Genomic DNA, 1163 nt, shown 5'->3' with positions numbered 1-1163 from the left:
ATCGAATGACGCAATCCCGCGCCGGGATCAACTTTCGCCAACCGGCCTCGACGATCTCCGGGTAGTTCGACTTAGACCACCATTGCGCTGACCCTTAGACGGTCCAGATGGCGGGAGCACATCCAGTATGAGGAATGTATGCTCGACCTGAATGAAATTTATCTATTCGTCGAGGTGATCCGAGCCGGGAGTTTCGCCGAAGCGGCACGCCGTATCGGGATGCCGGCGAACACGATCAGCCGACGCGTTCAGCAGCTTGAAAACCAGCAGCACAGCCAGCTGATTCTTCGAACCACCAGAAAGTTGATGCTGACCACGGTCGGACAGGCTTTCTACGAGCAATGCGCGCGGAACGTCGAAGAACTCGTGCTTGCGGGACAACAGGTCGCCGACACGTATCCGGAACCGATTGGCTCGCTGCGCGTCGCATTGCCCCCCCTGAATTTTTCGATATCCTACCCATTTCATGGGTCACGGAATTTCTTGCACACTATACGGGTATCAGTCTGGAGCTCGTCGTCGACAATGCATATCTCGACCTGCTTGTGAGCGGAGTCGATCTCGCGTTTCGTCCCGAATCGTTGCTGGACGAAAGCGCAACTCGCCGCGTACTGCAGCGCTCGCGCAGGCGACTCGTTGCATCGCCCAAATATCTCGAGGCGTGCGGAACGCCGGCGGATCTCGATGAACTCAGCCAGCACGAATGTCTGGTGGTCTCACGAAACTCCGGGCCCGACACCTGGTGTCTGAACGGCCCCGAAGGACGTGTCGAGGTTCGAGTGCGAAGCCGGTTTCTCGCGAGCAGCTATACCCCGGTCAGACAAGCCGCGGTCGACGGCCTTGGCATCGCCTTCCTCTATGACGTCTACGCAAAAAGGGATATCGAGGGCGGCAGTCTCGTGCCGGTGCTCGATCAGTATCGGTCGGACCCGTCGAATTACTGCGCCGTCTTTCCCGATCATCGGCACATCAGACGGGTCGCGACGATTTTCGCAGAGGCGGTCCAGAAACAGCTTATCGAAACATATCAAGAATAGGCCGCTTTCTTGATCGACTCGAGCAGACGTATCCCTTCCTCAGCTGTCACGTCGATTTTGCAAGACGACTTTTCCGACACCTTCACTACATCGATTCGTGGAGTTGTGCCATCCATATTGGGCGCC

General features: G+C 57.1%; 2 protein-coding genes. Both read left to right on the top strand.

From position 1 onward, the window contains the following. Window positions 1-138 precede the first annotated feature (138 nt). Entirely contained in the window at window positions 139-549 is a 411-nt protein-coding gene (locus tag P0D89_RS53180; protein ID WP_408371278.1) for a LysR family transcriptional regulator, read from the top strand. Continuing rightward, on the top strand, window positions 453-1037 hold the full coding sequence (locus tag P0D89_RS53175) for a substrate binding domain-containing protein (RefSeq protein ID WP_408371280.1): 585 nt from the start codon (window positions 453-455) through the stop codon (window positions 1035-1037). The genes P0D89_RS53180 and P0D89_RS53175 overlap by 97 nt, the downstream gene beginning before the upstream one ends. Window positions 1038-1163 lie beyond the last annotated feature (126 nt).

This window comes from Paraburkholderia sp. RL18-085-BIA-A (assembly GCF_046027075.1).
Taxonomy (GTDB): Bacteria; Pseudomonadota; Gammaproteobacteria; order Burkholderiales; family Burkholderiaceae; genus Paraburkholderia.
This window is presented reverse-complemented; position numbering and strand designations above follow the sequence as displayed.